Raw genomic sequence first — 19,571 nt, forward strand, 5'->3', positions numbered from 1 at the left:
TCATTCGCCCTGCGAATTGTCCAGAGACTTTTGGTTCCGGCGTGGCATTGGACGCATCGAATGCTGGTGAGTTCGGAGCGTTGCCCATCGGGAGGAGTTTCAATGGATCGAAGACGATTTAATACATTGCTGGCGATGGCGGGTGCCGGGATGGGAACTCGTGCATTTGCGGCAGAAAGCGCTCCGGAAGTCCTGCGCCTTTCGCGTAATGGCTGGATGCCAAACAACGAAGTGCTGCCCGTGCTGCTGTACCGTGGCGCTTTCGCGCCGAGCAGCGATATGGCCTCCGCGATGGAGGCTGCTTTCGAGCGGAACGGCTGGCCTCCGCAATGGCGCAACGGCGTCTACGACTTTCACCACTACCACTCGACGGCGCACGAAGTACTGGGGTTTGCGCGTGGCTGGGGCCGATTGGTGCTTGGCGGCGAAGGCGGCCATGAACTGGTCGTCAAGACCGGCGATGTTGCCCTGTTGCCAGCCGGCACAGGACACTGTCGGCTTGAGGCGAGTCCTGATTTTCTTGTGATTGGCGCTTATCCGACGGGCGAAACCTGGGATGTCTGCCGCAGTGCTCCGGATGAGGCGGCCCTGGAACGGATGCGCAAGGTCGTCTTTCCGCAGTCGGATCCGGTCAGCGGAGTTGGCGGTCCGCTGATGAAGCATTGGCGCGTCGCGTAGATGAGATCTGATCAGATAGGGGTTCGATTGGAAACGAGTCTGGTAGCGAATGTGCCCATTTATAGTGAAGAGATGACCGAATCGTCTCCGATTGGCCTGGTGGATCTGGTTGGCGTTGGACTGAACGCCACCGACACGCTGATTCCCCTGGCAAGCTATCCCGAACGTGGCTCCAAGATGGAATATCGCTCGGAAACGATCCTACCGGGCGGCCAGGTCGCCTCCACGGTCGTGGCATGCCAGCACTGGGGCCTGCGCACACGGTATGTCGGCAAGCTCGGCGATGATGCTGCTGCGGCCTTGCACCACGCGGCTTTTGACCGCGAGGGAGTCGAAACGCGGATTGTGACTGTGCCCGGAGGCGTCAGCCCGCAGTCGTTGATTCTGGTGGAGGGTTCGGGCGAGCGGACGGTGCTCAATCGGCGCGATGACCGGCTTGTTCTGCAACCGGAGGAACTGACGCGTGATTGGATTGTGCGGGCCCGTGCGCTTCACGTGGATGGCCACGACACCGCCGCTGCGATACTCGCCGCTGGCTGGGCTCGCGAGGCCGGCATACCTGTCGTTGCCGACCTCGACGAGCTCTATCCCGGCGTTGAAGTCCTGCTCGAAAAAATCGACTATCTCATCGTCAGCCGTGATTTTCCCTGCCGGTTGATGGATGAGGCCGATCTTGAGACCGCGCTGCGCGGCATGCGGGAGCGCCATGGCTCCATTCTTGCCGCCGCGACGCTGGGGCAGGATGGCGTGCTGGCCTGGGATGGAGAGCGCTTCCACCACACGCCCGCGTATTGTGTGCCTGTGGTCGACACCACCGGCGCTGGAGACATCTTCCATGCCGGGTTTATCTACGGGCTCTTGCAAGGCTGGTCTCTTGATCGCCAGCTCGATTTTGCGTGCGCGGCCGCCGCGCTGAACTGCACTGCGGCCGGTGCGAGGGGTGGAATCGCGACGACAGGCGAGATCGAAACTCTCATGGCAACTGGTATCCGGCACGATTCGGCATTCCACGGCGCATATCCTGTGAGCATTTCCAAAAAGCTCGCGGATTCTGTGCTCGATCCGGCGCCGTATGCGGCTGCGCGCCGCTAAAAACTGCGACGAGGTTCTATCGTTGCAACAGCATTTGCAGGGCTTCCCGGGCATTTTGCAGGCATCCGCGCGCTTCATCTTCTGACAGCAGTCCCTGATGGACAGCCTTCTTTCCTACGTCGTTGACCTGATTGGCCAGGCGTGGGAAATCCGGGGCAATGCCGGTCGCAAGCAGGTTGTTGTTGATTTCATGCAGTAGATTGCCGAGCGTCGGCGTGTTCCGGTAGCGGGAACGAATCAGCCTGCGCAGTTCATCGGGAAGCTTCTGCTTGATCGCTTCCTCCAAGACCGATCGGCACATGACGGCGCAGGCGGTAAAGAGGGCAAAGAAATAACAGCGTGTCGCTTCATCCAGATACCGGTCGGCTTCCTCCGATGAGGCTGAGGCGACGACGCATTCGCGCAAGTGCGTGGCGCGTGCCACGGCCGGCTCGACCAGGTCGAGGAATTCCGCAGCTACGGCGGCGCGCAGCAGGTCATTCTGCCGGGAATCGAGGGCGCGCTGGATCGACTTCCATGCTGGAGTAAATCGGCTGTCCGCCTGCTGCAGCCGGGTGAGAGAGGTGAGTCGTTGGCGCGCATGCTGGATGAAACCATGCTGCATCTCGTGCGCAAGATTCTCCCACTGCTCGATGAATCCGACGGGATCGCGCTGATAGCGGTCCCAGAGCTCGTCATAGACTACGGGTGGGAGAACCTGCCCGAGGTTGGCGAAGCGGCCCGTGCGCGCCAGATCCGCGATGGCTGCGGAGAACTCCCGTCCCGGGGCGTTCTCGTCGGCCATCTTCAGGAGCAGCTCTCTCAGACGATCAATCTCAATCGCCATGGCCGGATCGCTCGCCGATGAGATTCCCCTCTGCGCTCCAACGCGTGCTGAAGCAGAAACAGGAAAGATGTGGCCTCGACAAATTTGGCGAAGAGGACTTTTTCTTGGCGAAAAAGTCCGTCGAGATCCGTGCCTCCGGATACAGCAATCCTGTTTCTGCTTTGATTGTCTCGCGAACGCTCGGTCCGAAGCTCATGCCTCAGTGTAGGGGCGATTTCGGGCCCCAACTACTCGAAATTCGTACGCAAGAAAGATCGTTTTCCCCACTGGGGAATGCTCTGAGAAGGGACCGGAAACGGGACAGGCGCGCCAGAGCGTCTGTGACCGGCGCTCAATCGGCGGTGACGATGGCTACGAGATCGATTTCGACGAGCACGTCCTTGGGCAGGCGGGAGACTTCAACTGTGGTGCGGGCTGGCGGCTGGGAGCCTGCGGCGGCGAGATGGTCGGCGTAGATGGCGTTCATGGCCGCGAAGTCGTCGAAGTTCTTGAGGAAGACGGTGGCTTTGACGACTTGCGAGAAGCTGCTGCCGCCGGCCTCGAGAATTGCCTTGAGATTGGCGAAGACCTGGGTTGTCTGCTCGGCGATGCCTCCGGTGACAACCTGCTGTGTCTCGGGGTCGAGCGCGATCTGGCCGGAAGTGAAGAGCAGGTTTCCCGCGCGCACGCCCTGGGAATAGGGGCCGATGGCTCGCGGGGCTTCGTTGGTTGCGACGATGCTTCGGGTCGTGCTTTCAGGCGCTTGGCTCATGAACACATTGTATCGGCTGGTGTCCGTGACGGCGATACGTGGGCTGGTTGTGCGCCTATCGCGCAGAGCGCATCCCGGTGAGCCGGCGGCAAAGCCATACGCAGCCCCAGGAGCCGGCGATTGCCAGCAAGGCAGGCACTGCCTGGGTGCGCAGAAGCGTTGCATTCACAGCATTCGACGGGAGCCAAGCTGGGAGGTCTATCGCGATTGACGAGGGCAGGCTGGTGGTTCGAAGGGCTGTATACAGGAACCAGAGTCCCGCTACGCAAGCGATGAACAGCAGCGCGAGTCCAGGCAACGCGAACTTCCACGGGAATGGGAGGGGCGCAGGGGCGGCGGACTCCTGTTGGATCGCGTCCAGGACGGATTGCGCGAAGCCAGAGGATGGCAAAAGAGTGTCCTGCGTAAGCAGGATTTTGTCCAGATTATCTTGCTGATTCATCGAATTCATCGCTTTCCTCCGTTCTCCGGTCGGGCGCCTGATCCTGCCGTCTGCTCTCGCAGTTGCGGGAAGCGCTGCCGGAGCATCTCTCTCGCCCTCGAAAGCCTTGCCTTCATCGTACCTTCGGGAAGTCCCATGGTCGCCGAAGCCGCCGTCAGGTCCATTTCATGAAAGTAGTACAAGATCAAAGGCTCCCGGTACTTGACCGGCAGTGCAAAGACGGCGCGTCGCACCGCTTCATCCCTGGCTGCGCCGTCCAACTCGGCGTCCTGGACGAATGCGTGAAAGGGTTGGGAACGCTCCGGGAGTTGATCGTAGGAGAGGCTGACTGGCGGGATACGTTTCAGTTCGGTGCGGTAAACATTGGCTGCGACGGAGAAGAGCCAGGTCGAAAAGCTACCCTCGCGCCGCCATTTGCCAAGCCCGCGCCAGATGCGAAGGAATGCCTCTTGAGCCATCTCTTCCGCGCGCACCCAATCATGACAGTAACGCCACGCCATGTTGATCAGCGGTCCCTGCCAGCGTTCTACGATTGCCGCAAAGGCTTTGACATCCCCAGCCAGTACGCGTTCCACGGCTGCGACATCCATTGCGACATTCTCGGAGGAGTGCGAGGATGCGGAGCCTTCGATCAAGGAGTGGAGCGACCGCCGGGCGACTCCGGAGTCGGGCCGGTGAGGATCTGCGGCGATGGGATTCAGATTCACTCCCGATGGCTCCTTCCCCCAGGATGACGCACAACATTACTGTGGGTGGGACCAAGCGTACTCGAGGTTGGTTGCATTATCTTGGCTGACTACGCTACAAGCAGGATCGACCGCCTCAGCCCAAGAAAATGCAACCGCAATTGCCGGCCCTCTGTCGTACAGGTCGCAATGGGAGACACCCAGCCAGGAGGAAGCCATGGTATCAAGCGGTCTGAGTATGTTGTTGACGGAAGACTATCGCGCGGTTGCGGGGGGAGCGCTGTTTCTCTTCCTGAGCGTATTGATGATTTCGGTATTTACGTTCGTTTCGATTGCTGTGTGGACGGAGGCGCGACGCAAGGAGCGAGAGGCGTATTACAAGGCCGAGTCATTGCGGCGAATTGCGGAGATCCCGGGCGAGGGGGGCAAATATGTAATCGAGATGATGCGGGAAGAGGAGCGTATCCGGCAGGAGCGAGAGCGCAGTCAGCGGGGCAAGAGCCGCGAGGGGTTTATTGTCGGAGGGATGGTCAATATCGGTATTGGAGTGGGATTGGGCATCTTTTTGTACAGTCTTGGCGGCCACGACTCGCCGTATCTTGTCGGAGCGATTATGGTTTTTATCGGACTGCCGCTGCTCATTTATGGCCTGTTCATGCTACCCAAGCCTTCTGACCGGTAAAGCCGCTGGAACGGCTTCATCCTGGCGTAAAGCCCCGTACAGCCGGGTCTGGAATGACCGGTGATACGGGGCTTTTCTGTGAAAGGAATTGAAGAGAATCCGCTATTCCGGTTTCTTTTCCTCTTCTTTCTTCTCGTCTTTCTTCGCTGGTTCCGGCTTCTTCTTGGCGTTGTTAGCCGTTGGAGCAGGTTTAGCCCCTGTTGTAGGAGCAGGCTTTGTTTCCGGAGCGGCTGGCACTGGTTTGGCTGCCGGCGCAGGTTTGGTTGTTGGCGCCGGTGTCGGCTTCGCGAGCGGAGCCGTTGCCTTTTCAGGCGCAGCCGGAGCCGGTGCCTTTGCCGACGGCGTTTCCTTTAGAGGCGCAGCGGCTGCCGGCGCTGGCGGTCTGACCGTGGGCGGAGCCGGAGCCTTTGCGGTAGGAGCTGCCGGTTCGGGTTTGATTGCTGGCGTAGGTGCCGGTTTGACGGGCGGAGCCGTTCCCCTTTCAGGCGCAGCTGCCGGTGCGGGGGACTTGGCTGCCGGTGGCGCTGGTTTGGCTGCAACCGGCGCGGCGGGCGCAACCGGTTTGCCGCCTACAGTTGGCGTTCCGATTGCAGCGTGCCCAGGGATCGGCTTCGGAGCCGGTGGCACGGCTTTCACAGGAACGGCCACTGGCTTGGCATTGGGAGCGGCAACCGCCTGCTGCCCCTTGTTATTGATCAGCACGGGACGCTGCTGCGGCGCGGCGGCTGGCTTGGCTATCGGGTGCAGAATAACGGGCCGCGCGGGGGGCTGGGCAGCCGGTGCAGCCGGCTGGATATGAGCCAGTTGTTGCGGTTCGATCTTGACAGCGGCTACTGCTCTTGTCGATTTGCCCGCGGCAAAATCCTCCTGCCGCATGGCGGTTACGCCAACTGTGCGGTTGACGTAAGTAATGTTCGTCACATTGGTTACGTTCACGACGTTGACGTAGGTGGTCTGCACGTGAACGACCCGCGACTCATGGATGTTGGTGATGTTGATCCGATCGACGTATTGGGGGCTGCACGGATACCAGGGCTTGTAGGGCTCTCCCGGGCCGAGCGGGAACCAGACGGATACTCCGCCGCCGCCGAATGAGACGCCTCCAGCAAAGACTACCTGCGCGGGAGACCAAACGGGATGCCCTTCGCGCGGGCCGGGAATCCAACCCCAGCGTCCGCCGACCACAACCCAGCGGCCATAGTGGAATGGCGCGGCGCCCCAGGGTTCATCGGCAACCCACGACCAGCCGAAGAACGGAATGTGGACCCAGTGCCCGTAATGATATGGAGCCCAGCCGGCCTCGACACGCGGGAACCAGATGGGACCGTAGTCGGATTCCGGCTGCCAATCTCCGGCAGCATCGAGTTCGTCATAGCCTGGCATCTCCGGGCTTACGTAGCGGGCCGAGATGGAATTGAAGCGGTGCGTTTCGAGGGCGCTGCTCCAGTGCTCAAAACCGTCCGGTTCCGCTGGTTGCAATGGTTGTGCGTAGACGGGGTTGGTGCCGGTGAGCTGGATCGATTGCCCTGGCGGCAAAGTCATATAGAAGCCGCCACCGCCATTGAGCGTGAGCACGCTCTCGTTGGGATAGTTGGTGATGATGGTGGTCTGCTGATCGGGATAGACGTCCACGCGAAACCCGGCCCTGGTTGCTACCGTGATTGCGCCGTTCGGGGTCTGGACGGAGAATCCGTGACCGGGCTCAAACCCATCACTGAAGATGTTGAAGGAGCCCTGCCCCACGCCGAGATTCACGGATATGTAGTCGAGATTGACCAGGGTCAAGTCGGAGTTGGCGCCGAAATAGGCGCGTATCTGGGCTGCCTGTAGCTCGCCCATACCGCTCTGGTCGGTGAAGATGCGGTCACCCGCAGAGGCTGGCATGTTGGAATAGGCTTGTCCCCAATCATCGACACCATAGGGTTGGATTGAGACATTTCCTCCAAGATGAGCGAGACGGGCTGATCCCATCGGGGGATCGTTTTGTGCACGCGACGGAGTAGCAACGAGCGCCATTCCGGCAAGCGCGCCGGCTAGGAGCAGAGTCTGAGCAAGGGAAAAGTGGTTCACGTACATATGTCGTTCCTTCAGATTGGCATTCGTGCTGCCTGTTCTGTTGTTGCGAATCGATACCTGGATACTACTGCTCCCTAACCCGGAAACATGCAAAAAGATGTGCGCACAGGGTACATTTGGTGGAACGGACAGTCCGCATTTGGCGTAAGTCCCTGATGAGGTGGAAAGTATGGAACCCCGGAATTTCAGAAAATTTTTCGGCCTCGCGGCCATTGGAGCAGCGCTGGCGGCGTCGGTTGGCCTTGCCGGATGCCGCGTAAATGTAGATAAAGATGCAAATGGCAAGGAGAAGAAGGTCCAGGTGGATACTCCGTTTGGCGGGGTACACGTGAATACCGATCAGACCTCTGCTGCCGATCTCGGGCTGCCTCTTTATCCTGGAGCAGAGCCGGTTACCGACGACGACAAGCACAAATCCGCGGACGTCCATCTGGGTTTCGGCGAGTGGCAATTGCGAGTGAAGGCAGTCTCATACAGCACGCCGGACAGCCAGGAAAAAGTCGCCGCCTTTTATAAGAAAGCACTGACGCGCTTCGGAGATGTGATTACCTGCCACGGAAACAGTCCGATCGGAACCCCCACTGTGACCCACGAAGGGTTGACCTGTTCGGACAATGGCAAGAATAGTAAGGTCAAATTCGACGATAACGACTTCCGGCAGGACTTCCAGTTGAAGGCCGGCTCAAAGCGTCATCAGCATATTGTGGGATTCGAGGACGCCAAGGCGGGCAAGACCCGGTTCGCCCTGGTGGCGTTGGATTTGCCTGCCAATCTGGATAATGACGACGATAAACAGCAGTAGCCGGAAGTTGGGCCAAATCGCCCACGGATTGCGGTGTTTTGGCCTGAGGGTATAGCTTCAGGGATGGGACTGGTCGATAGAAACGGATTTGGAAGCCACCTGCCAACGATGCCACGAAACGCTCCGCGAGACGGACAGATACTGTCCTGTGTGCGGATTACCCCAGCTGACATATGTCGACGGCGAATCGCCGACGGTCCTGCAGGGTGATGATTCTGCCCAGAATCGAGGTGTGGCGACGAGTGGCCGCGCCGGTATGGCGGATGGTATCGCCTGGCGTCCTGCCCTCAAAGCTGCCCTCATGTTGGCTGTTCCCGCCGCCGTGCTTTGTTCCGGGCTGATACCGGTCGGGCAATCCCTTGGGGTGCTCTGGATAGCAGCAGCGGCTGCGTGGGCGGTCAGCCTCTACTCCAAACGAACCAGTTCAGGTTGGCTTCCCACGGGGACCGGCGTTCGAATTGGTCTCGTTACGGGACTCCTCGCCAGTTGGTTAACGCTGAGTGTCAATGGCGTCTCGCTCTGGTTGGCTCGATTCGTCCTGCACCAGGGCGGCCAGATGGATTCGCTATGGCAGAACGAAGTCGAGACCAGCCTGCAGGCGAGCCAGCAGATGGTGGCCCAGATGGGCATGACCAGTGCCCAGGCAGCTGAGTCCACGCAGTTTTCACGCGCACTGATGCTTTCCGCGGAGGGACGCGCGGGAATCGCGCTGTCGACATTTCTGGCCGGGGCGGTATTTCTGGTTCTTTTTGCCATGATCGGCGGAGCGCTGGGGGCGCGATGGCTGGCCCAGCCTCGGCGGCCATCGTGACGGCCTGGGTGACAGGCCCGCTCGCCGAATGAGTGGCCGCACCGCGCCTGAACGCGAGGCCATACAATAGATCGAAGCCCGCATCGGAACGAGAGAGTTTATGAGCGAAACACCGGAAACAAAGCAACCAGTACTGCGCGAAAAAGGCCGTTTGATGTCCGCGTCAGAGATCGAGAGGACGCTGGTACGCCTGGCCCATCAGATTGTCGAAAAAACCAATGCCAGCGAAGGCCTGGCTCTTGTCGGAATCAAGCGCCGCGGCGTACCGCTGGCAGAGCGGCTTGCAACTCTGATTGGCGGCATCGTAAAGCATCCGGTGCAGACCGGCGTACTCGATATTCAGTTCTACCGCGACGATCTGAGCACGCACGGTGTGCGCCCTGTGGTCCGCGAAGGCGAATTGGGTCTGGATGTGAACGACCGCGATGTGATTCTGTGCGACGACGTGCTGTACACGGGCCGCACGATCCGCGCCGCACTGGACGCGCTCTTCGCCCATGGCCGTCCCCGCCGGGTGCAACTGGCTGTGCTCATCGACCGGGGACACCGCGAACTACCCATTGAAGCCACGTACATCGGCAAGCACGTACCTACCAGCAGCCGCGAGATTATCGAGGTGAAATTTCGCGAAGTCGATCACGACGAACAGGTGCTGCTTGTGGAGAAAGTCGACTAAAACGTAATCCTGCCCTGCATCTCAACTGTTTGCTGGATCTTATGTCACTGAAGGCCGTTTCTGCCCGCCCTATCATCGTTCCGCCGGAACTACCGGCAAATATTTCAGCCTCTTCCGCCGGGGTAACCGGGTCGGTGCTCTCCGCGAGCGACCTTACTCTTGAAGCGGTGAGCGAAATCCTTGCTCAGGCCACGCTGTTGGAGCGCGAGGACCCGATCCAACGCGCGCAGCGGCTGGCCAAGCGCCGCATCGCGCTGCTCTTTTACGAATCGTCGACGCGCACGCGCACCAGTTTTGAGCTTGCCGCGAAGGGGCTGGGCGCGGATACGACCCTAGTTTCAAGCCTCTCGTCGAGCATCGAAAAAGGCGAGACGCTGAAGGATACTGGGCTCACGCTGCGCGCGCTGGGAGCCGAGGCCATTATTCTGCGTCATCCTTCGTCGGGTTCTCCGTGGCTGCTGGAGCGCGAAACCCAACTGCCGGTGTTGAACGCCGGGGACGGGATGCATGAGCATCCGTCGCAGGCATTGCTCGATCTGCGCACGATTCTGGCGCATCTGCGGCCTGGCATCGAAGCGGTGACGGCGGAGACGCTGGCTGGCGTTACGGTCGCCATCACTGGCGATATTCTGCACAGCCGCGTGGCGCGCAGCAACATGACTCTGCTGCCTAAGCTGGGCGCGCGGGTAATTCTTTGCGGCCCAAGGGAATTGCTGCCTGAGATTGCTGCGCAAACCGGACCAGGCGTCGAAATCGAGCGCGATTTCACTCGGGCGCTTCAACAATCGCAGGTGGTGATGATGCTTCGCATTCAAGCCGAACGGCTGGCCGGGTTGCAATTGGATCTTGAAGAATACAAGGCCGGTTATCAGCTTACCGAGGAGCGGCTTGCCAAGCACGCGCCGAAGGCGTTGGTGATGCATCCTGGGCCAATCATTCGCGGGCTGGAGCTGACCGGTGAAGTCGCGGACGGGCCGCAATCGTTGATTCTCGAGCAGGTGCGTCATGGTGTCGCAATCCGAATGGCGCTTGTACAGCGAGCTTTAACGGCGCAAGTGCGAAAAGGGGCAGGCGCATGAGCACAGTTTTGATTCGCGGCGGCCATCTCATCGATCCTGCGGCTGGCGTTGACGCGCCACGCGACATTGTTCTCAAGGATGGCCGTGTCGCGGAGGTGGCGGAGCCGGGCAAGACAAGTCTTGGCAAAGCGAAGGCCAGTTCTGATCTTCAAATCATTGATGCGAAAGGGCTAACTATAGCGCCTGGGCTGGTAGACATCCATGTCCATCTGCGCGAACCGGGTCAGGGCCACAAAGAGACTATCGCTACCGGCACGACCGCCGCGGCGGCGGGCGGATTTACCTCCGTTGCTGCGATGCCGAACACGGTGCCGACCAACGATTCGCCGGAGATTACCCGCTGGATGCAGGCTCCGGAGCGCGGCGCTTCCGTTCGCGTCTTTCCTATCGGCGCTGCCACTCGCGCGTTGAAGGGCGAAGTGCTCAACGACTATGCGGCATTGAAGGCGGCTGGAGTTGTCGCTGTGACTGACGATGGCCATCCGATCCTCAAAGACAGCATCATGCGCGAGGTGCTGATCAACGCGACGCGCAGCGGGCTCAGCGTGATTCAACATGCGGAGGACACGCGCCTGACCGGTGGTTGCAGCATGAACGCCGGGCCAATGGCTTTTCGGCTGGGACTGCGCGGTATGCCGCCTGAGGCCGAATATGGCCTGGTGGAGCGAGATATTCGGCTCGTGACCGAGCTTTCCATGAATGGAAAGGGCGACAAAAATGGCCATCGGCCGCATCTGCATGTGGCGCACACATCCACGGCTCAGGCGGTTGCGGCGGTAAGGCAGGCGCGACGCAATGGACTGCGCGTCACCTGCGAGGTTGCGCCACATCACTTCCTGCTTACGGAAGAGCATGTGGGTGCGTACGACACCAATGCCAAGATGAATCCGCCGCTCCGTTCGGCTGCCGATCGCGACGCGATGATTCAAGGCATTCTCGACGGCGTTGTGGATGCTATCGCCACGGACCACGCGCCGCACGCCGCGCATGAGAAAGAAGTGGAGTTCGAGCGCGCGCCGAATGGCATTACCGGCCTCGAATCCGCGCTGGGCTTGAGCCTGCGCTGGCTGCATCATGAGTGGAAGCTGCCGATCGGTCGCGTATTGAGCTTGTTGAGCGCTCAGCCGGCTGCGCTGCTGGGCTTGAAGGGCCGCGGCACGCTCACTGTGGGCAGCTTTGCTGACGTGATGGTCTTCGATCCGAAGCAGGAGTGGACCTTCCATGCGAAGGACTCGCGCTCGAAGTCGAAGAACACGCCCTTCGATGGCTGGACGATGCAGGGCAGGGTCCATTGGACGATCAGTGAAGGCCGCGTCGTCTACAAGGCCGAGGCTTTGTAAGCGAAGTGGGTCTGCGCCGTGGAGGAATTCCTATGATCAAGTGGCCGATTGTGTCGATTCTCTTTACTGCTTGCGCGGTGCTATTCGCACAAACCCCTAACCATGCAACTGGGATCGTGCACACCGAAGAGGTCGATATTGGCTATGAGACCTTTGGTGTTCCGGGTCCGGCGATTCCAGTGATTGCCGTGAACGGCGGCCCTGGGCTGTCGCACGCTTACATGGTTCAAAACGATGTGTGGCAACGCGTTGCCAAGCATCGCCTGGTTGTCTTGTACGATCAGCGCGGCACAGGCGTCTCCAAACGCATGAAGCCCGGCGCTCCGCAGACGATGGACGCGCAGGTTGCGGATCTGGATGCCGTTCGCGGAAAGCTTGGGCTGGATAAAGTCGCTCTGGTGGGTGACTCCTACGGCGGGATGCTCTCCATGGCCTATGCGGTCGCTCATCCCGAGCATGTTGCGAAACTGGTTCTGTCGGATTCCCCGCCGCCGTCCTGGAAGACTATGGTGCATCTTCTCCCAGAGGTATTTCCCGACATAGAAGAACAGGATGCGGCTGAGGAGAAAAAGCTTGGCGAGTCCACGGACGCGGCAGCTAGGGCAAGTCTGCGGAACCATTTTCGGATGATTTTTTACTCGCCGGAGAAGTGCGACGCTTATATGGCGAATGTCGACGATCTGGGATTTGAGCCAAAGGTGGCGGAGGCAGTGCAGCAATCAACCGCTGACCTGGATCTAACCGCGAAGCTGGCGGACTTCCGCTTCCCGACACTCGTCATCACTGGTCGCTTCGATATGAATGTGGCCCCACTCACAGCATGGCGGCTGGCTCACGCAATTCCCGGAGCGAAAATCGTCTTCTTCGAGAAGAGCGGGCACCTTCCGGCGTACGAGGAGCCGGAACGATATGTGGAAGTCCTTGAGAAATTCCTCGACTGAGGCTATTCCTTCCGCTCAGCCCTTGCGCCGGTAGAGAATCTGGAACTCGTAGCTGTCATTTGCGGGGAACAACGTGGCGACATGGCGCAGTCGCTCCGCAAGCGCAGGCGCGGCCAGCAGCGGGTATTCACGCTCTCGCAGATCGTGATAGTCGAAGTCCAGCGAGAGCGACAGCATATAAATCGCGAGTGAGTCAGAGAATGCCGACTCCTCGTAATTTTTGCGGGCGCGTTCGTCGAGGGGCATCGCGGTTCCCTGGGCATTGGTGACTGGATCGAGAGCGCGGCGGCGGGTTTCCCAGGCATCCTGGCTGGTTTCGCCGCGCACCCCGGCCTGGGCCTGGGACCAGGTCAGCGATGCAAAGCTCTCCGGAACGCCGACGGCGTCGACGAAGTTGTGCGCCACGTTGATGAAGAACTCAAAGGCCAGTCCGAAGCGATCCTCGACGAGTCTTGTCGACAGAAAGACTGCGTCAGTGGAGCCTAACGTAACATTGCGGTGGCATACGGCGCGGTCGCCAAGATCGACTGTATAAGCCGGAGCGGCCACAGGCTGATCGCCTTCCACGATGACGAGCGGAACGAAATAGTAGCAGCGCTTTACTAGGGCGGGAGCCAGGGTGCGCGGCACTGCTCCGACGAGCCGTTCCAACTCCGGTTGCGAGACGCGCGTCTCGCCCCATGCCGCGAATCGGACGCCATTGGGAGCTTCTGCGATCGAACTGGCGGCGGCAACCTTGTCTGCCGGCCACGGTCCGGACGATGCTGGCGGCAGAACCTGGCCGGGAGGGATTTCAGAAGGAACAAAGTCGCTTTGTACAGGAGCAGTCACAACTCCTTATACTAAAGCGGAAGAGTGGTTCCTGCACTGCGAAGGGCCGGTTTTACAGAGGAGAATCATGGCTAGAGGCGTGAATATTGCCAATGCGGGACTCGATTCCGGGCGGCTATCCGGTTCATTTCTAGGCTTTCCGCTTGAGGGATTCGGCTTTTTCACGAGCCTGTTGCTGGCGCTCAGTTCCGGCTTTTTCACGTTTTTTCTGGTGACGGCGCTGTCGATTTTTGGGCTGCTGATCTGGAATCAGGTCCTACATCACAGCGTGAATTACGCGAACGCCTATCTGTTCTTTGGCTTTCCGGCAGCTGTCGCGGTCTGGACGATTGCCTTCGCGGTCTTCGGAACTCTGTGGATTCGCGCCAGGATTCATGCCCAGTAATCCTTCCCCGCGCGGCATGTAATACACTCTGCCCATGATATTTAAAGATGTGGCTTCCCTTCGTTTCCTCCGCGTTATCTGTCCGCTGCAATCTCTGGCGTTGTTGATGCTCATTGGAGCGTCTTCGAGTGCTGTGCCAGCCTCCGCGCAGAGTCCTGTTCACGCGGCCGCCCTGCACAAGCAGGCCGGACCGAAAGTCACCGTCTCAAAACAAGACGCGAAGCTGGCTGCTGCGATCGACGCCCTGTTGGCTGATCCGGCGCTCGGGCACGCACATTTCGGTATCAGCGTGACCAGCCTGGATGGACGGAAGCTATTTGGCCTGAACGATGGAGAGCTCTTTGTGCCTGCTTCGAACGCGAAATTGCCGACGACGGCTGCCGCATTTGCGTTGCTTCCCGTCGACCGGCTGACCTGGACCACCAACCTGGTTACCGCCGGTAGTGTCGATGCGAGCGGCCATTTGCATGGGGATCTCACATTGCTGGGGGCTGGCGACCCAACGATGAGTGGCCGGAGCTATCCATATCACCGCAGGATCGACAGCGGAAACCAGAGCACCCCCGCGCCGGCGCCGAAACCTCTCGCAGCTCTTGAGGAGATGGCTGATCAGATCGTGCGCTCCGGAATCCGGGCGATCGATGGGGATATCGTCGGCGATGACACATTCTTTGTGAGCGATCCTTATGGAAGCGGCTGGAGTTGGGACGACTTGCAATGGAGCTACGGCGCACCGGCCTCGGCGCTGAGCGTGAACGACAACGTGGTGACGCTGCATCTGTTGCCTGATCCGGCGAGCAGTGGGGCAAATACCTCTACTTCGGGCAGGACCCTTGCTTCGTGGCAGCCGGAAACGCCGTTCTACACGCTTCAGGGGGCGATGCTGCTGGCCGCTGCTGGAGTGAAAGCGGTGCCGGGCGTGGGGCCTGGTTTAGAGAGGCCGCTTGGTTCGCGGGTCATTCGCGTCTGGGGAACGGCGCCTGCCGAGGGTTATCATGCCGTGCTGGCCATCGACGATCCAGCCGAATATGCGGCGCGTTCTCTCTTGGCCATGCTCACGGCACGCGGAGTTGCGGTTAGCGGAACGGCGCGCGCACGGCATCGTTACTCAACCTCGACCGACGGATTCAGCGGCGGCCCGGGTGCTGCCGGCGCAATGATTCCGCTGAGCCTCGAAACGGTTGAGGCGCCACTTGAAGGCCGGCGGGTGCTGGCCTCCCATGTTTCCGTGCCAGCGGTCGAAGACCTCACGTTGACAAACAAAGTGAGCCAGAATCTTCACGCTGAACTGACGTTGCGTCTGCTCGGGCGGCTGTTCGCGGGACAGGGACCGGATCAATCCGCAGCGATGGAAGGCAATGCGCCGGAAGCGCAGGGCAGCGTCTCCGAAGGAACTCGCGTGGTACGGCGGTTCCTGTTAAGCGCGGGAGTGGCGCCGGAGGATTTCTTTTTCTACGATGGCTCGGGCATGAGCGCGAACGACCTGATCGCGCCCCGTGCTTATACAACGCTGTTGACTTACGCGGCCCGCCAGCCGTGGGGCGACGCATGGAAGGCGACTTTTCCAGTGGCTGGAGTGGACGGGACGCTGGGCGGGCGGTTCAAGTCGTCTCCGCTGGAGGGCAAGCTTTTTGCCAAGACGGGCACTCTGAATGAAGTGAACGCGCTTTCCGGTTACCTGACGGCGGCGAGCGGCAAGACGCTGGCGTTTTCTATCCTTGTCAACGGACACCTGCCCGGCAGTGACGCCGAGATTCATGCCATGGACCGGATTTGCGAGGCGATTGCGGTTGCGGAATAAGCGCTATTGCCCCGGTTCAATGTCTCGAACCTCTCGCGGTATCATCGCTACAGATGCTTTCCCGTTTTTTCCGTTCTGAAGTTAAGGGGTTCGTAGTGGTCAATCTTCTTGCGTGCGCGGGAATCCTGACCGGCTGCAAGCCGTTGCCACCGTCGAAGCCTGAGGCGCAGTTCACGCCGGAAGAGGCACGCGGAGCGCAGGTATTTCACGCGTACTGCGCGCGATGCCACTATCCCACGACTACGAGAGGATTGAAGGGACCGGGATTGCAGGCGCTTACCAAGGTCAAGGCCATGCCTTCAGGCGCCCCACCCACGGATGAGCGCATCACTCAGACTATCCGCCATGGACACGGCATGATGCAGGCCGTGCCGGTTGGCGATGAGGATCTGCAATATCTGCTGGCGTACCTGCACACACTATGAGCCTATATACGCTATGAGCATCGAACCAAAGGAAGTGCTGCAAGACGAGCCCGGGACTGACGGCGCGAGAAAGAGTACGCTGCCGCTACCCGGGATGGTGGCCATTGGGCTGTATATGCTGGTGCTCGCGGCAGCGGTCACCTTTGGAGTGGTGAGCGGGCATATCCCGCGACTTCTGCTGATTCTGGTGCCGCTCTTTGTGGCTGCCAGCTTCGGATTGCTGCGCTTGTTTCGCTGGGCCTGGGCGCTAACGCTTTCGGCGGTGTTTCTGTTGATGACCTACAACCTGTGGATCTTTTTCGAGCAAAAACAAGCCCCCGGTGCAATTCAAGGCATTCTGAATCTGGTTTTTTTCTTCTACCTGGTGCGACCCGACGTGCGCTCCCGACTGCATTAGCGTTCTCAATACATCAGGTTCAGCAAGGCGGGTGTCGGGAAGACCGACGATGTACGGTGAATGTTTCCGGCGGTTCCGATGCTGGACAGTGTGAATCCCCACAGCCACTCTCCTTCATCGCGCAGGGAACCTAATTCAAAACGGCGATAACCGGCCTGCAGGCCACAGCAATTCCAGTTGTAGATTGCCTCGACTCCGCCGTATTGCAGTGTGCCCTGGGTGAAATCATAGCTGGCGTTCATGGCGACGCTCAGGCCTACATCGGATGGCTTACCGAAGTAAACAAAAGGCTTCACCAACTGGCTCTGAAGGACGGTTGCGCTGCTGCCGCTTTCATCGACGGCATTCAGCAGCGCATGGCCGACTCCTATGGTGGTGCGACCCCAGCTGTAACCGGCAAAAAGATTGTTGGCGCCGAAGCGTCCGGCCTTCGGATCGTAATCCAGATCCCACTCGACGCGCAGATGGTCGATGGCCTCAAATCGCAGCCGTGAAATGACTGGCGAAATGTTGCGTGGAGAGGTGAGAAACGCAATTCCGGTCAGATCCAGCGTGGAGTCGAAGACATTGCGGCGGTTAGGGATCAGCGCGCCACCGAAGTTTGGATCGATGAAGAACTTCTGCGCAATCTGCCAGCTCGCCCACTCACGCGCAGGCGGGCGACACGTACCAGTCTGGTCTGTCGAATTCGTTGTCGTGGACTCCTGGCCGGAAACATCCCCACCCATGGGGTCGAGATTTGGCACGTTCTGATTCGGTACATCCTGAGAATTTTGTTCCTGTGCGCCTGCTTCGGAGTTCCCCCGGGAATCGCACGGCTTGGCCTGGGTGTTCTTTACATAAAAGCGCTGCGTGAAGGAGTAGCCGGCTTCGTTGGTGTCGGTGGCGATGTCCACCATGTCAAATTGCAACGTTTGCTGCGCCTGGTTGATGCCGGTTACGTAGTGGTAGAAGATCTCTGGCTCAATGACGTGGCGGAGTTCGCGATGGAGCCCAGGCAGCTCAAAGTCGCGCTCGACCGCCGGAGGCCGAATGTCCAGGGAGGCTTCGACATCTGATCGGTTCAAGGCATTGTGCTGTACATACGGAACTCCGCCGAAGTGTGTGCCTGTCAGGTCTGGGATCTGGCTGCCGGAGTACTCGGTGGTGCGCACGGCAAACTGGGGCAGGAAGTTCCAATCGCCTAGATGAATGGGCCATTCTATGTGCGGGTAAAGATCGAACCGGCCGACATTGCGCGCATGGAATCCGGGTTCGGCGCGGTCCAGATCGACAACCGAGGTGTCCAGTCCCCAATAAACAGGGGACAAAGCCCTGGAGGAGCTGGGCAGCAGGGGACGGTCAACCACGTCATATCGTAGAGTGGGAAGGTGCAATATGCGCACCTCTGGGACGCTCACCACCGGGCCCGTTGTCGTTGTGCCCGCATAGCTCTCGAAGCGATCCAGTGAGAGCGACGGTACAAAGCCGTTGTGCCAGTGCGTCAGGGCGGCGTTGCTAACCACTTCGGAACTGGTGGCCTGTGCCAGATTCTCATCAAATGCCAGGCGATAGATGTAGCTTGAGAGGTACTCGACGGCGCCGGCAACACGGGTCTGCGGGCTGAAATACTTGTGGCCATAAGCGATGATGTCCGCGCCACCCTGGTTGACCAGCGTTGGCGTGGTTGCGCCGGTTAGGGTCTCCTCGATGCCGCGATCCAGCAGGGCATTCCAGCGCACCGTCAACGCATCCAGGCCCGGCCCGCGGTAGCGGAAGTCGCCTGTGGGAGCATAGCCGCGCTTGCTCCAGTATTGCGCGCCGGCCGTAATATCCATGCTGCGGTTGATAGCCCAGTAGAATTCTTCTCCAATCACCAGACCCTTCACGCTGGAGTTCTCGCCCTCTGGCAGTAGAAATCCGCTCTCTCGTCCGGTTTCGTCGAGGTTTCGCTGAACAAACGGCAGGTAGACCAGTGGAATATGCCAGAACTCGAAGAAGCTGTTGCGCGTGGTCGCCTTTCCGTTCACAACCTCAATCGAGCGCGTAATCAGTTGCCAATCGGGTTTTGGCAGCCGGCAGGAGGTCATGGAGCCATCCACAATCCGGTAGGCTTCTTCGCCCGTCTGCAACAAGACCCGGCCCGTAAAGATAAAGGGATCCGGTGTGCTGTAGATCAGGGTCTTGCCAATGTGGCGCACGCCGAAGGAGCCGGTTACGTCGTAAAAGGTCGCGGTGTTCTCCTGCAAATGCATTTCCCCGTGCGATGCGGTCATGACAGCGTCATTGGGGCCGCCTTCCAGTTGCAAATGTCCTTCCGCTTCCACGGTCGATGTGGAGTGGTGATAGACAATCCTGTCGGCGTGGAGGACGTAATTCTTGTAATAGAGCACGACTTCGCCAGTCACTGTCGAGACGTCTCCGACATGTTCCTGATAGCCATTTGGCCCGGTTGTCCAATGGACGGGAACGCCCGTTGTGGGCAGAGGCTCTGGCCTGGCAATCGGCAATATCTGCTGGCTGGGGTCGTCCGGAACATCGGGGGAAGCGGATGCGGCAGCGGCCGGAATTGCAGGCTGCTGCACCTGCTCCTGAACCGCTGCATTGCCAGCGCCGGTTCCGGGTAACGCATTAGTTAACAGCTGCGCATGCATCTGCTCATGACAGAGCAGAAACAGCGTGATAAACCAAAAGTAGCGAGAATACATCACCGGATCAATGCCCAGCATAACAAAGCTGTGTAGTGCACTCAGGTAAGACGGGATTCTCGCAGCTCTGGCTGCAAAGAAAAGCCGATCTCTCTCCGCGCGGGCTGCATCCCCGTGCGAAAGGTGCTATTTGGCGCAATCTTCTTTCTCTGCGACTTCTTCT

20 protein-coding genes are annotated in these 19,571 nt (G+C 59.7%); 13 read left to right on the forward strand and 7 right to left on the reverse strand.

The genetic code is table 11. The annotated features are described in order from the left end of the window. Positions 1-102: 102 nt before the first annotated feature. A complete protein-coding gene (locus OHL23_RS06330) occupies positions 103-678 on the forward strand; it encodes a cupin (RefSeq protein WP_263350943.1) in 576 nt (191 codons plus the stop codon). 72 nt (positions 679-750) lie between these two features. Beyond that, positions 751-1,770 carry a carbohydrate kinase family protein gene (locus OHL23_RS06335; RefSeq protein ID WP_263350944.1) on the forward strand — a complete coding sequence of 340 codons (1,020 nt, stop codon included), beginning with the start codon at positions 751-753 and terminating at the stop codon, positions 1,768-1,770. Between the two features lie 16 nt (positions 1,771-1,786). On the opposite strand, the gene OHL23_RS06340 is transcribed toward OHL23_RS06335, so the two are convergent. The 4 genes from OHL23_RS06340 to OHL23_RS06355 form a co-directional block, all read right to left on the reverse strand. Further along, positions 1,787-2,596, reverse strand: a complete 810-nt coding sequence (locus tag OHL23_RS06340) for a DUF4145 domain-containing protein (protein ID WP_263350945.1) — start codon at positions 2,594-2,596, stop codon at positions 1,787-1,789. A 331-nt stretch (positions 2,597-2,927) separates the two neighbouring features. Next, positions 2,928-3,347: a RidA family protein gene (locus OHL23_RS06345; RefSeq protein ID WP_263350946.1), complete on the reverse strand. Its 420-nt coding sequence runs from the start codon at positions 3,345-3,347 to the stop codon at positions 2,928-2,930. A 55-nt stretch (positions 3,348-3,402) separates the two neighbouring features. Then, positions 3,403-3,798: a hypothetical protein gene (locus OHL23_RS06350; RefSeq protein ID WP_263350947.1), complete on the reverse strand. Its 396-nt coding sequence runs from the start codon at positions 3,796-3,798 to the stop codon at positions 3,403-3,405. Next, a complete protein-coding gene (locus tag OHL23_RS06355) occupies positions 3,795-4,496 on the reverse strand; it encodes an RNA polymerase sigma factor (protein WP_263350948.1) in 702 nt (233 codons plus the stop codon). Before OHL23_RS06355 ends, OHL23_RS06350 begins: the two co-directional genes overlap by 4 nt. 196 nt (positions 4,497-4,692) lie before the next feature. Here OHL23_RS06355 and OHL23_RS06360 point away from each other — a divergent pair, with 196 nt between their 5' ends. Further along, a complete protein-coding gene (locus OHL23_RS06360) occupies positions 4,693-5,157 on the forward strand; it encodes a hypothetical protein (protein WP_263350949.1) in 465 nt (154 codons plus the stop codon). A gap of 102 nt (positions 5,158-5,259) precedes the next feature. Here the strand turns inward: OHL23_RS06360 and OHL23_RS06365 are convergent, their stop codons facing one another. Continuing rightward, positions 5,260-7,227, reverse strand: coding sequence for a DUF6600 domain-containing protein (locus OHL23_RS06365; protein WP_263350950.1), 1,968 nt, complete (start codon positions 7,225-7,227; stop codon positions 5,260-5,262). A 175-nt stretch (positions 7,228-7,402) separates the two neighbouring features. On the opposite strand from OHL23_RS06365, the gene OHL23_RS06370 reads away from it, so the two are divergent. From OHL23_RS06370 to OHL23_RS06395, 6 genes are all read left to right on the forward strand, one after another. Further along, the gene (locus tag OHL23_RS06370; RefSeq protein WP_263350951.1) at positions 7,403-8,035 is read left to right on the forward strand and encodes a hypothetical protein; all 633 of its coding nucleotides are present in this window, start codon (positions 7,403-7,405) and stop codon (positions 8,033-8,035) included. 232 nt (positions 8,036-8,267) lie between these two features. Then, a complete protein-coding gene (locus OHL23_RS06375) occupies positions 8,268-8,846 on the forward strand; it encodes a hypothetical protein (protein ID WP_263350952.1) in 579 nt (192 codons plus the stop codon). A 100-nt stretch (positions 8,847-8,946) separates the two neighbouring features. Next, positions 8,947-9,522 carry a bifunctional pyr operon transcriptional regulator/uracil phosphoribosyltransferase PyrR gene (gene pyrR / locus OHL23_RS06380; RefSeq protein ID WP_263350953.1) on the forward strand — a complete coding sequence of 192 codons (576 nt, stop codon included), beginning with the start codon at positions 8,947-8,949 and terminating at the stop codon, positions 9,520-9,522. A gap of 41 nt (positions 9,523-9,563) precedes the next feature. Next, entirely contained in the window at positions 9,564-10,601 is a 1,038-nt protein-coding gene (locus tag OHL23_RS06385; protein WP_263350954.1) for an aspartate carbamoyltransferase catalytic subunit, read from the forward strand. Next, a complete protein-coding gene (locus tag OHL23_RS06390) occupies positions 10,598-11,941 on the forward strand; it encodes a dihydroorotase (protein ID WP_263350955.1) in 1,344 nt (447 codons plus the stop codon). The genes OHL23_RS06385 and OHL23_RS06390 overlap by 4 nt, the downstream gene beginning before the upstream one ends. A gap of 32 nt (positions 11,942-11,973) precedes the next feature. Continuing rightward, positions 11,974-12,882, forward strand: coding sequence for an alpha/beta hydrolase (locus OHL23_RS06395; protein ID WP_263350956.1), 909 nt, complete (start codon positions 11,974-11,976; stop codon positions 12,880-12,882). Positions 12,883-12,897: 15 nt separating this feature from the next. Here the strand turns inward: OHL23_RS06395 and OHL23_RS06400 are convergent, their stop codons facing one another. Beyond that, the gene (locus OHL23_RS06400; protein ID WP_263350957.1) at positions 12,898-13,713 is read right to left on the reverse strand and encodes a hypothetical protein; all 816 of its coding nucleotides are present in this window, start codon (positions 13,711-13,713) and stop codon (positions 12,898-12,900) included. A 67-nt stretch (positions 13,714-13,780) separates the two neighbouring features. On the opposite strand from OHL23_RS06400, the gene OHL23_RS06405 reads away from it, so the two are divergent. The 4 genes from OHL23_RS06405 (at position 13,781) to OHL23_RS06420 (ending at position 16,721) form a co-directional block, all read left to right on the forward strand. Next, positions 13,781-14,098: a hypothetical protein gene (locus tag OHL23_RS06405; RefSeq protein ID WP_263350958.1), complete on the forward strand. Its 318-nt coding sequence runs from the start codon at positions 13,781-13,783 to the stop codon at positions 14,096-14,098. A gap of 49 nt (positions 14,099-14,147) precedes the next feature. Continuing rightward, positions 14,148-15,899: a D-alanyl-D-alanine carboxypeptidase/D-alanyl-D-alanine endopeptidase gene (dacB, locus tag OHL23_RS06410; protein WP_263350959.1), complete on the forward strand. Its 1,752-nt coding sequence runs from the start codon at positions 14,148-14,150 to the stop codon at positions 15,897-15,899. 95 nt (positions 15,900-15,994) lie between these two features. Next, on the forward strand, positions 15,995-16,324 hold the full coding sequence (locus tag OHL23_RS06415; RefSeq protein WP_263350960.1) for a c-type cytochrome: 330 nt from the start codon (positions 15,995-15,997) through the stop codon (positions 16,322-16,324). 13 nt (positions 16,325-16,337) lie between these two features. Further along, complete coding sequence (locus tag OHL23_RS06420; protein ID WP_263350961.1) at positions 16,338-16,721, forward strand: hypothetical protein; 384 nt, start codon at positions 16,338-16,340, stop codon at positions 16,719-16,721. A gap of 5 nt (positions 16,722-16,726) precedes the next feature. Here the strand turns inward: OHL23_RS06420 and OHL23_RS06425 are convergent, their stop codons facing one another. Beyond that, entirely contained in the window at positions 16,727-19,408 is a 2,682-nt protein-coding gene (locus tag OHL23_RS06425; RefSeq protein ID WP_263350962.1) for an LPS-assembly protein LptD, read from the reverse strand. Positions 19,409-19,571 lie beyond the last annotated feature (163 nt).

Origin of the sequence: Acidicapsa acidisoli, assembly GCF_025685625.1 — a bacterium.
GTDB classification, from domain to species: domain Bacteria; phylum Acidobacteriota; class Terriglobia; order Terriglobales; family Acidobacteriaceae; genus Acidicapsa; species Acidicapsa acidisoli.

What these genes read in the sequence shown, in the direction of transcription:
- OHL23_RS06370 (WP_263350951.1), top strand. Translation starts at nt 7,403, where the DNA reads ATGGAACCCCGGAATTTCAGAAAATTTTTCGGCCTCGCGGCCATTGGA.
- OHL23_RS06405 (WP_263350958.1), top strand. Translation starts at nt 13,781, where the DNA reads ATGGCTAGAGGCGTGAATATTGCCAATGCGGGACTCGATTCCGGGCGG.
- OHL23_RS06345 (WP_263350946.1), bottom strand. Translation starts at nt 3,347, where the DNA reads ATGAGCCAAGCGCCTGAAAGCACGACCCGAAGCATCGTCGCAACCAAC.
- OHL23_RS06360 (WP_263350949.1), top strand. Translation starts at nt 4,693, where the DNA reads ATGGTATCAAGCGGTCTGAGTATGTTGTTGACGGAAGACTATCGCGCG.
- OHL23_RS06350 (WP_263350947.1), bottom strand. Translation starts at nt 3,798, where the DNA reads ATGAATTCGATGAATCAGCAAGATAATCTGGACAAAATCCTGCTTACG.
- OHL23_RS06425 (WP_263350962.1), bottom strand. Translation starts at nt 19,408, where the DNA reads ATGTATTCTCGCTACTTTTGGTTTATCACGCTGTTTCTGCTCTGTCAT.
- OHL23_RS06390 (WP_263350955.1), top strand. Translation starts at nt 10,598, where the DNA reads ATGAGCACAGTTTTGATTCGCGGCGGCCATCTCATCGATCCTGCGGCT.
- OHL23_RS06340 (WP_263350945.1), bottom strand. Translation starts at nt 2,596, where the DNA reads ATGGCGATTGAGATTGATCGTCTGAGAGAGCTGCTCCTGAAGATGGCC.
- OHL23_RS06330 (WP_263350943.1), top strand. Translation starts at nt 103, where the DNA reads ATGGATCGAAGACGATTTAATACATTGCTGGCGATGGCGGGTGCCGGG.
- OHL23_RS06420 (WP_263350961.1), top strand. Translation starts at nt 16,338, where the DNA reads ATGAGCATCGAACCAAAGGAAGTGCTGCAAGACGAGCCCGGGACTGAC.
- OHL23_RS06335 (WP_263350944.1), top strand. Translation starts at nt 751, where the DNA reads ATGACCGAATCGTCTCCGATTGGCCTGGTGGATCTGGTTGGCGTTGGA.
- OHL23_RS06395 (WP_263350956.1), top strand. Translation starts at nt 11,974, where the DNA reads ATGATCAAGTGGCCGATTGTGTCGATTCTCTTTACTGCTTGCGCGGTG.
- pyrR (WP_263350953.1), top strand. Translation starts at nt 8,947, where the DNA reads ATGAGCGAAACACCGGAAACAAAGCAACCAGTACTGCGCGAAAAAGGC.
- OHL23_RS06385 (WP_263350954.1), top strand. Translation starts at nt 9,564, where the DNA reads ATGTCACTGAAGGCCGTTTCTGCCCGCCCTATCATCGTTCCGCCGGAA.